General features: G+C 71.5%; 7 protein-coding genes, 2 pseudogenes and 1 riboswitch. Of the genes and pseudogenes, 1 reads left to right on the top strand and 8 read right to left on the bottom strand.

Going from position 1 to position 9,008, the window contains the following annotated elements:
* A partial coding sequence (locus GTW67_RS03025; protein ID WP_161163233.1) for a helix-turn-helix domain-containing protein occupies nucleotides 1-708 on the top strand: 708 nt, incomplete at its 5' end.
* Nucleotides 709-753: 45 nt separating this feature from the next.
* Here the strand turns inward: GTW67_RS03025 and GTW67_RS03020 are convergent.
* The 8 genes and pseudogenes from GTW67_RS03020 to GTW67_RS02985 form a co-directional block, all read right to left on the bottom strand.
* Nucleotides 754-1,032: a hypothetical protein gene (locus tag GTW67_RS03020; RefSeq protein WP_346010541.1), complete on the bottom strand. Its 279-nt coding sequence runs from the start codon at nucleotides 1,030-1,032 to the stop codon at nucleotides 754-756.
* 138 nt (nucleotides 1,033-1,170) lie between these two features.
* A complete protein-coding gene (locus tag GTW67_RS03015) occupies nucleotides 1,171-1,950 on the bottom strand; it encodes an enoyl-CoA hydratase (protein ID WP_161163231.1) in 780 nt (259 codons plus the stop codon).
* Nucleotides 1,947-2,846, bottom strand: coding sequence for a 3-hydroxyisobutyrate dehydrogenase (gene mmsB, locus GTW67_RS03010; RefSeq protein WP_346010540.1), 900 nt, complete (start codon nucleotides 2,844-2,846; stop codon nucleotides 1,947-1,949). The genes GTW67_RS03015 and mmsB overlap by 4 nt, the downstream gene beginning before the upstream one ends.
* Nucleotides 2,843-3,910, bottom strand: a complete 1,068-nt coding sequence (locus GTW67_RS03005) for an enoyl-CoA hydratase/isomerase family protein (protein ID WP_346010539.1) — start codon at nucleotides 3,908-3,910, stop codon at nucleotides 2,843-2,845. The genes mmsB and GTW67_RS03005 overlap by 4 nt, the downstream gene beginning before the upstream one ends.
* Entirely contained in the window at nucleotides 3,907-5,055 is a 1,149-nt protein-coding gene (locus GTW67_RS03000) for an acyl-CoA dehydrogenase family protein (protein ID WP_161163230.1), read from the bottom strand. Before GTW67_RS03000 ends, GTW67_RS03005 begins: the two co-directional genes overlap by 4 nt.
* A gap of 6 nt (nucleotides 5,056-5,061) precedes the next feature.
* Nucleotides 5,062-6,585 carry a CoA-acylating methylmalonate-semialdehyde dehydrogenase gene (locus GTW67_RS02995; RefSeq protein ID WP_161163229.1) on the bottom strand — a complete coding sequence of 508 codons (1,524 nt, stop codon included), beginning with the start codon at nucleotides 6,583-6,585 and terminating at the stop codon, nucleotides 5,062-5,064.
* 180 nt (nucleotides 6,586-6,765) lie between these two features.
* Nucleotides 6,766-6,939, bottom strand: a riboswitch (cobalamin riboswitch).
* Nucleotides 6,940-7,001: 62 nt separating this feature from the next.
* A pseudogene (locus tag GTW67_RS02990) lies at nucleotides 7,002-7,805 on the bottom strand (ECF transporter S component).
* A 44-nt stretch (nucleotides 7,806-7,849) separates the two neighbouring features.
* A pseudogene (locus tag GTW67_RS02985) lies at nucleotides 7,850-9,008 on the bottom strand (ATP-binding cassette domain-containing protein); the annotation flags it as partial.

Here is a 9,008-nt window from a genome sequence, read left to right as displayed (position 1 = left end):
TCCCTCCTCGATCAACTGGTCGCGGGTGCCACCGCTCTGACCTCGCCGGAGTCGGCGGCGCTGGCCCGGATCGGGCTGGCGAACTACTTCGCCGGCGCGCTGCTCATGCCGTACGGCGCCTTCCTCACGGTGGCGGAAGAGGTGGGCTACGACATCGAGCTGTTGTCCGCCCGCTTCGGCGTCGGCTTCGAGACGGTCTGCCACCGCCTGAGCACCCTCCAGCGCACCGGACGGCGGGGGGTGCCCTTCTCCTTCCTGCGCGTCGACCGGGCCGGCAACATCTCCAAGCGGCAGTCCGCGACCGACTTCCACTTCTCCCGGCTCGGCGGTACCTGCCCGCTGTGGACCGTGTACGGGGCGTTCTCCTCGCCCGGCAGGATCCTCACCCAGGTGGCCGAGATGCCCGACGGCAAGCGGTACTTCTGGGTCGCCCGCACCATCATCCGGGGCGGCTTCGGCCATCACGCACCGCGCGCCGAGTTCGCCGTCGCGCTCGGCTGCGAGCTGCGCCACGCCCACCGCCTCGTCTACTCCGAGGGCATCGCCCTCGACGACCCTCGCGCCGCCACCCCGATCGGTCTCGGCTGCCGTATCTGCGAACGCCGCGACTGCGCGCAACGGGCCCGCCCACCGGCGGGCGGGCGGCTGGCCGTCGATCCGGACCGGCGGACCTACGTGCCGTACCCGGTGGAGAGCACGGCGCCGTGAGGCGCCGGCCCCCTCGGACAGCGGTGCCATGAGGACACGGTGACTTCAGGCAGACGTACCTCGGTGGCGGCGCAGCAGCTCGGCGACGGCTCGGCGCAGGGCGGCGGCCTCGTCCTCCGCAGCCGCCGTGCCGTCCTCGGCGCCCTGAAAGCCTCTGCGTACGGGCTCGGTGTCCACGACCAGTCCTTCCAGGTCGTCGAGAAGCTGCTCGGTTCTTCGCAGCTTCTCGCTCAGGGTCCGGATGCGGGCGCTCTGGCCTCCCATCTGCCGTCGGCTCGCCAGGAGTTGCTCGTACTCCGTCGCTGGAAGGGCGACCGCTTCCACTCCTCCCACGGTGATGCGTGACGGCTGTGGACGTCTGGGCATCCCGTTCCCCGTTCCGCGTTTCCCAGTTCCGGTGGTCATACCGTCGAACGCGAGGGGCCCCGGATCAGTTCCGCAGCCCCTCGCGTTCCGCATCGGTCAGCGGTGGCGGAAGACGGGCGGCCGCTTGTCGGCGAAGGCCGCCATGCCCTCCTTCTGGTCGGCGGTGGCGAACACCGCGTGGAAGAGACGACGCTCGAACCGGACGCCCTCGGTGAGCGTGGTCTCGAAGGCGCGGCCGACGGCCTCCTTCGCCATCATGGCGACCGGCAGCGACATGCCGGCCACCGTCTCGGCGACCGCCAGCGCCTCCCCGAGCAGTTCGTCGGCCGGCACGATGCGTGAGACCAGCCCGGCCCGCTCCGCCTCGGTGGCGTCCATGGTGCGGCCCGTGAGGCACAGTTCCATGGCCTTGGCCTTGCCCACGGCGCGGGTCAGCCGCTGGGAGCCGCCGATGCCCGGGATCACCCCGAGCTTGATCTCGGGCTGGCCGAAGACGGCGGTGTCGGCGGCGAGCAGGATGTCGCACAGCATGGCCAGCTCGCAGCCACCGCCGAGGGCGTATCCGGCGACCGCCGCGACCGTCGGCGTCCGCAGCTGTCCGAGCCGGTCCCAGGCGGCGAACCAGTCGGTGAGGTACATGTCCATGTACCCCTGCGGCTGCATCTCCTTGATGTCGGCACCGGCCGCGAAAGCCTTCGCCGAGCCGGTGACGACGATGCAGCCGCAGTCCGGGTCCCGGTCGAGTGCCTCGGTCGCGGCCACGACCTCGTTCATCACCTGGAGGTTGAGGGCGTTGAGGGCCTTCGGCCGGTTGAGCGTGAGAAGGGCGATGCGTCCCTGGCGCTCGACCAGGATCGTCTCGTGGTCGGTGGTCATGTGGCTGTCTCTCCGCTCCGGTCCCTGATGGTGCGTACGACGCCGGAGAAGTCCTCCGCGTCGCCGACCCGTTCGGCGTATGCCGCGTACAGTTCGGCCGCGCGCAGGCCGAGTTCCGCGTGCACGCCGGCCTCGCGGACGGCGTTGGCGGCCAGGCCCAGGTCCTTGGCCATCAGGGAGGCGGCGAAGCCCGGCCGGTAGTCGCGGTTGGCGGGGCTGGTCGGCACCGGTCCGGGGACGGGGCAGTTGACGCTGAGTGCCCAGCACTGACCGGATGCCGTGGAGGCCACGTCGTACAGCGCCTGGTGGGACAGGCCGAGGCTCTCGCCGAGAACGAACGCCTCGCTGACGGCGATCATGGAGACGCCGAGGATCATGTTGTTGCAGATCTTGGCGGCCTGGCCGGCGCCCGGGCCACCGCAGTGCACGGCCTTCTTCCCCATGGCCTCCAACAGGGGACGCGCCTCGGCGAACTCGCCCTCTCCGCCACCCGCCATGAAGGTCAGGGTCGCGGCCTCGGCCCCGACCACGCCGCCGGACACGGGCGCGTCCAGGGCGCGCATACCGGCGGCGAGGGCCCGCTCGTGGGCCGTACGCGCGTCGGCGACGTCGACGGTGGAGCAGTCGACGAAGAGGGTGCCGGGGCGGGCGGCGGTGAGGATGTCGTCGTAGAGGCCCAGGACGTGGCGTCCGGCGGGCAGCATGCTGACGACCACGTCGGCGGCGGTGACGGCCGCGGCCGCGGCCGCGACGGTCTCCACACCGGCCCGGGCGGCGGCCTCGACGGCCGCGGGGACCAGGTCGTGGCCGAGCACCCGGTAGCCGGCCTTCGTCAGGTTGGCGGCCATCGGGCCGCCCATGTGTCCGAGTCCGACGAACGCGACGGTCCGGCTCACCAGGCCACCTCCTCGGTGGTGTCGGCTGCGTCGGCGAGGCGGAGTTCCCGCTCGCCGAGGGGGGTGAAGAAGCGCTCGACGTCCGCGTCGGTGACCTCGACGAGAGTCGCGGGCGACCAGTGGGGGTTCCGGTCCTTGTCGATGACCTGGGCGCGGACGCCCTCCACCAGGTCCGGGGCGTGCAGACAGGCCAGGGAGACGCGGTACTCCTGGTCAAGGACCCGCTCCAGCGGGCCGAGCCGACGCGCGCGGCGCACGGCGGCCAGGGTGACCTTGAGCGCGGTCGGGGACTTGAGGAGAAGGGTCTCGGCGGTCTTCTTGGCGGCCGCGCCGCCCTGTGCGAGGAGCCGCTCAACGATCTCCTCGACGGTGTCGGCGGAGAAGCAGGAGTCGATCCAGTCCCTGTGGCCGGCGAGTTCCCCCGCCGGCGGATCCTGGACATGGCGTCCGAGGGCCTCTCGCACCGGCAACTCGGCGAGGTCGTCGACGAACGACTGGAGCGAGGCCGAGGGCATGTACTGGTCGGCGAGTCCGCACAGCAGGGCGTCAGCGGCACCGATCTGTGCGCCCGTCAACGCGAGATACGTGCCCAGCTCCCCCGGTGCCAGCGCCAGCAGATAGGTGCCGCCGACATCGGGGACGAAGCCGATGCCGGTCTCCGGCATGGCGATCCTCGACCGTTCGGTGACGACCCGGACGCTGCCGTGCGCGGAGACGCCGACGCCGCCGCCCATGACGATGCCGTCCATGACGGCGACGTACGGCTTCGGGTAGCCGGCGATGCGGGCGTTGAGGCGGTACTCGTCGCGCCAGAAGGCGGCCGAGGCACTGCCGTCGCCGGCGCGGGCGTCGTCGTGGATGGCGCGGATGTCACCGCCGGCGCACAGACCGCGCTCCCCCTCTCCCGTGACGACGACGGTCTCGACGGCCGGATCGCGCTCCCACTCCGTGAGCTTCGCGTCGATGCGGAGCACCATCTCGTGGGTGAGGGAGTTCAGAGCCCGGGGGCGGTTCAGGACGATGTGGGCGGTGCGGCCGCTCGTGCGGAACAGGACGTCGCTCACCGGAACGCCTCCGTCAAACCGCGGGCCACGATGACGCGCATGATCTCGTTGGTTCCTTCCAGGATCTGGTGGACACGCAGGTCACGGACGATCTTTTCGATGCCGTACTCGTTGAGGTAGCCGTATCCGCCGTGCAGTTGGAGTGCGCGGTCGGCGACGGAGTAGCCGGTGTCGGTGGCGAACCGCTTGGCCATCGCGCACAGGTACGGCGCCTGCGGATCGCCCCGGTCGAGTGCCTGGGCGGCCTGCTGGACCAGGGCGCGTGCGGCGGTGAGCTCGGTCGCCATATCGGCCAGGCGGAAGCGCAGGGCCTGGGCGTCCAACAGCCGCTGCCCGAACGCCTCGCGGTCGGCGAGGTGGGCCAGGCTGCGGTCGAGGGCGCTGCGGGCTCCGCCCAGGGAGCAGGCGGCGATGCCGAGCCGGCCGCCGTTGAGGCCGTTCATGGCGATGCGGAAGCCGTCGCCCTCGCGGCCGAGGAGCCGGTCGGCGGGCAGGCGAACGCTGTCGAGGACGACCTGGCGGGTGGGCTGGGCGTTCCAGCCCATCTTCCGTTCGTTCGGTCCGAAGGAGATGCCGGCGTCGTCCTTGTCGACGACGAACGCGGACACGCCGTCGGCGCCGTCGCCGCCGGTGCGGGCCATGACGACGTACAGCTGGGAGGTTCCGGCGCCGGAGATGAACTGCTTGACGCCGGTGAGCACCCAGCCGTCGCCGTCCCGTAGGGCCCGGCTCGTCAGGGCCGCCGCGTCGGATCCGGCGCCCGGTTCGGTCAGGCAGTAGCTGGCAAGGTCCTCCATGGCGCACAGGCGCGGCAGCCACCGCTCGCGCTGGGCGTCGTCGCCGTAGCGGTCGATCATCCAGGCGACCATGTTGTGGATGGACAGGTAGCCCGCGAGGGACGGACAGCCGGAGGCGAGGGTCTCGAAGACGAGGACGCCGTCGGAGCGGGTGAGGCCGCTGCCGCCGGACTCGTCGCGGACGTAGACGCCGCCGAGGCCGAGTCCGGCCGCCTTGCGCAGCACGTCCACGGGGAAGTGCTTGTCACGGTCCCAGTCCAGGGCGTGCGGGGCGAGGTGGTCCTGGGCGAAGTCCAGGGTGGTCTCGACGAGGGCCTGCTGGTCCTCGGTGAGCAGGGTGCTGGTCATGGCCGCTCAGCCCATCGTGGGGATAGTGAAGCTCGCGCCCTCCCGCAGGCCGGCGGGCCAGCGTGAGGTGACCGTCTTCGTCCGCGTGTAGAAGCGGATCGCGTCCGGGCCGTGCTGGTTGAGGTCGCCGAAGCCGGACCGCTTCCAGCCGCCGAAGGTGTGGTAGGCGACCGGCACCGGGATGGGCACGTTCACGCCGACCATGCCGGTGTTCACGCGCCGGGTGAAGTCGCGGGCGGTGTCGCCGTCCCGGGTGAAGAGCGCCACGCCGTTGCCGAAGGTGTGTTCACTGGGCAGGCGCAGGGCCTCCTCGTAGTCGGCGGCCCGCACCACGGACAGCACGGGCCCGAAGATCTCCTCCTGGTAGACGCGCATGGCGGGTGTCACCCGGTCGAAGAGGGAGGCGCCGGCGAAGAAGCCGTTCTCGTGCCCTTCCAGGACGAAGTCCCGCCCGTCCACGACGAGGTCGGCGCCCTCCTCGACACCGAGGTCGACGTAGGAGCGGACCCGGTCCACGGCGTCCCGGCCGACCAGGGGCCCGAAGTCGGCCTCGGGGTCGTCGCTGCGGCCGATCCGCAGCGCGGCGATGCGCTCCTTGAGCCGGGCCACGAGCGCGTCGGCGGTCTCCTCGCCCACCGGCACGGCGACCGAGATCGCCATGCACCGCTCCCCCGCCGAGCCGTACCCGGCGCCGATCAGCGCGTCCACGGCCTGGTCGAGGTCGGCGTCCGGCATGACGATCATGTGGTTCTTGGCGCCGCCGAAGCACTGGGCGCGCTTGCCGTGGGCGGCGGCGGTGGCGTAGACGTGCGCGGCGATCGGGGTGGAGCCGACGAAGCCGAGGGCGGCCACGCGGGGATCTTCGAGGAGGGTGTCGACGGTCTCGCGGGCGCCGTTGACGACGTTGAGGACGCCGGGCGGCAGTCCCGCCTCCAGGAACAGTTCGGCGAGCCGCAGCGGGACGGACGGGTCCCGTTCGGACGGCTTGAGGATGAAGGCGTTGCCGCAGGCCAGAGCGGGGGCGGCCTTCCACAGGGGGATCATCGCCGGGAAGTTGAACGGGGTGATCCCGGCGACCACGCCGAGCGGGGAGCGCAGGGAGTGGACGTCGATGCCGGTACCGGCGTTGTCGGTGAACTCGCCCTTGAGGAGGTGCGGGATGCCTGCGGCGAACTCGACGACCTCCAGCCCGCGTTGAAGGTCGCCGTGCGCGTCGGCGATCGTCTTGCCGTGCTCGGCGGACAGCAGCCGGGCCAGCGCGTCCTTCTCCTGCTCGACGAGCTGGAGGAAGCGCATCATGACCCGGGCCCGGCGCTGCGGGTTCCATTCACCCCACTCGCGTTGCGCGTGGACCGCGTCGGCGATGACCGCCTCGGTCTCGGCCCGGTTCGCGAGGGGCACCAGCGCCTGCACCTCGCCGGTGTTGGGGTCGTACACTTCGCCGAAGGACCCCGAGGTGCCCGGGGTGCGCTTGCCGCCGACGAAGTGGGTCAACTCGCGCACGGAGGCGCGTTCGTGCTCGCGGATCATGACTGCCTGCTCTCGTCAGGAGGGATCCGGGGATGGCGCGCTCGCCCAACACACGGACGCGGTGGCGTACGGATGCCGGGGGCACGAGATCGCATATGGCCCAAGCCCTCTCAGACGGCGGGCTCACCAGGGTCGTGGATACACACCGGTGCCATGCGTGTCAGCTCCATCCTCGTGGACAACACGGAACATCCCGCGGCCGGTATCCTGACTCCCGGATCAGCGTGCGCCGTCCGCCTTCCCGACATCCTGCTCGTCAGTGGCGTCCTGCTCGACGGCGTACTCCCCGGTCACAGTGGCGGGACCGTGCCGGAATCACACCGGCTTCCCTGCACCGCGGGCCTTGTGCTCGCGACTATATAGTTGGACGTCCTAGTAAATCCAGTACCGCGAGCGTGTCCCGCGGACACGACCGGTCAGCAGGGTTCGGAATCGGCCGTCCGGGGTCCGGCGAATCGGACCGGAGCGCGGAACCTGGCCCTGCGTGCGGCCCGCCGGAAGGTCGTCAGCACCGCCGGCCCCGCCAGCAGGATGCACACGAAGTTGGTGACCGCCCGGCCGGTGTCCCAGCCGAGGGACGTGGCGATGTCGAAGGCGATGTAACGCTGCCACTGCTCGGTGAAGGGCAGACCGGGCAGATAGGCGATGGAGCTGTTCGGGTCCAGGGAGAACGGCCAGAAGGAGAGGTTGAGGAGGAACCCGAAGAGATAGCCGGACAGCGAACCGTAGACGGCCAGCATCAGCGCCTCGCGGCGGCCGGTCGCCCCGGGGAAGGAAACCGGCGAGCATCCCGACGAAGGCGCAGCCGAACATCTGGTACGGCATCCAGGGCCCGACCCCGCCGGTGATGAGTGCCGAGGCAAAGAGGGAGGTGCAGCCGAGGGTGAATCCGAGGCAAAGAGGGAGGTGCAGCCGAGGGTGAATCCGAAGCCGGGGCCGTAGACCCGGCCGGCCAGGACCAGGAAGAAGAAGACGGTCTCGATGCCCGCGGTTCCGGCCCCCAGGGGACGCAGGGCCACGTTCACGGCGGACAGGACGCCCAGCATGGCAAGGGCCCTGGAGTCGATGCCGCCCTCGGCGATCTCCGACAGGATCACGCACAGGACGAGCACCAGGACCACGCCGAAGATGAGCGGGGGCACGTAGTTCGAGCCGAACTTCCCAGGGGCGACCACGAACGGCCAGAAGAAGGCCACGACGCCGAGGAACGCCATTGTCATGACGACGCCGACGCGCGGGGTCAGCCGGATGGCCGCGGCGGTCGTCACGGGCGGGCCGCCTTCACCTGGTCGACGGTCAGATACGGCAGCGGCGCGAGGATCTTCGCCGTCCGGGGCGCGAAGACGGGCGAGGAGACGATGACGTCCGGGGTCGGACCGTCGTCGACGACGTCGCCCTCGGCCATGACGACCACGCGGTCGGCGGCGCGGGCGGCGAAATCGACGTCATGGGTGGAGATCACGACCGTCCGGCCCTCTGCCGCGAGGGTGTTCACGACACCGATCAGTGCGGTCTTCGCCCGGTAGTCCAGACCGCGGGTCGGCTCGTCCAGCAGGACCACCTCGGGCGCGGCGGAGAGCTGGATGGCCAGGACGAGAGCGAGCTCCTGTCCCTCCGACAGGTCGCGGGGGTGGGTGGTGTCGTCGATACCCGGAGCGAGTCGGTCCAGGACGGTGCGGGCCTTCGTCGTGGAGCCCGACTCGGCGTCCGCCTGGTCGAGTTCCTGCTTGACGCTCTCCAGGTAGAGCAGGTCGGAGGACGTCTGCGGGACCAGCCCGACAAGTCGGCGGGCGCGGGCGGTGGGAACGTCGCGCGGATCGGGCCCGTCGGCCGGCTTCACCGTCCCGGCGCGGCGCGGCCCCGACCCGTGCAAGGCCCACAGGAGGGAGGACTTGCCGGAGCCGTTGCGGCCCATGAGGGCGGTGACCTCGCCCGTGTACAGGTCGAGGTCGACCTCTCGTACGGCGGGGACGCCGCCGTAGGTGACGGTGATGCCGCGCGCCGTCAGCAGCCGGCGCCGCTCCTGGGCCGGGGCCGGGCGGACGGGGTCCGGGGTGAGGGCGGCCAGTTCGGTGCGCAGGGGCGCGGCGGGCGTCGCGGATCGACAGGGGCAGGGGTGACCAGCCGGCCGCTCGGCCCAGTTCGACGATCGGCGGCGCGATGGTCGAGGTGCGCAGGATCTCGGCGGCGGGACCGATGCGGGGGAGGTAGAGAACGCGGTCGGCGTACTGGACGACGCGCTCCAGACGGTGCTCGGCCATGAGGACGGTGACGCCGAGGTCGTGGACGAGGCGGGGGACCGCGGCGAGGACTTCCTCGGCGGCCGTGGGATCCAGGGCGGAGGTCGGTTCGTCCAGGACCAGGACCCGGGGGTGGGCGGTGAGGACCGAGCCGATGGCGACGCGCTGCTGCTGGCCGCCGGA

The organism is Streptomyces sp. SID5910, from assembly GCF_009862125.1.
Taxonomy (GTDB): domain Bacteria; phylum Actinomycetota; class Actinomycetes; order Streptomycetales; family Streptomycetaceae; genus Streptomyces.
This window is presented reverse-complemented; position numbering and strand designations above follow the sequence as displayed.

Excerpts from the sequence above, each read along its gene's own strand:
- GTW67_RS03015 (WP_161163231.1), bottom strand. The coding sequence starts at position 1,950 with ATGACCACCGACCACGAGACGATCCTGGTCGAGCGCCAGGGACGCATC.
- GTW67_RS03000 (WP_161163230.1), bottom strand. The coding sequence starts at position 5,055 with ATGACCAGCACCCTGCTCACCGAGGACCAGCAGGCCCTCGTCGAGACC.
- GTW67_RS02995 (WP_161163229.1), bottom strand. The coding sequence starts at position 6,585 with ATGATCCGCGAGCACGAACGCGCCTCCGTGCGCGAGTTGACCCACTTC.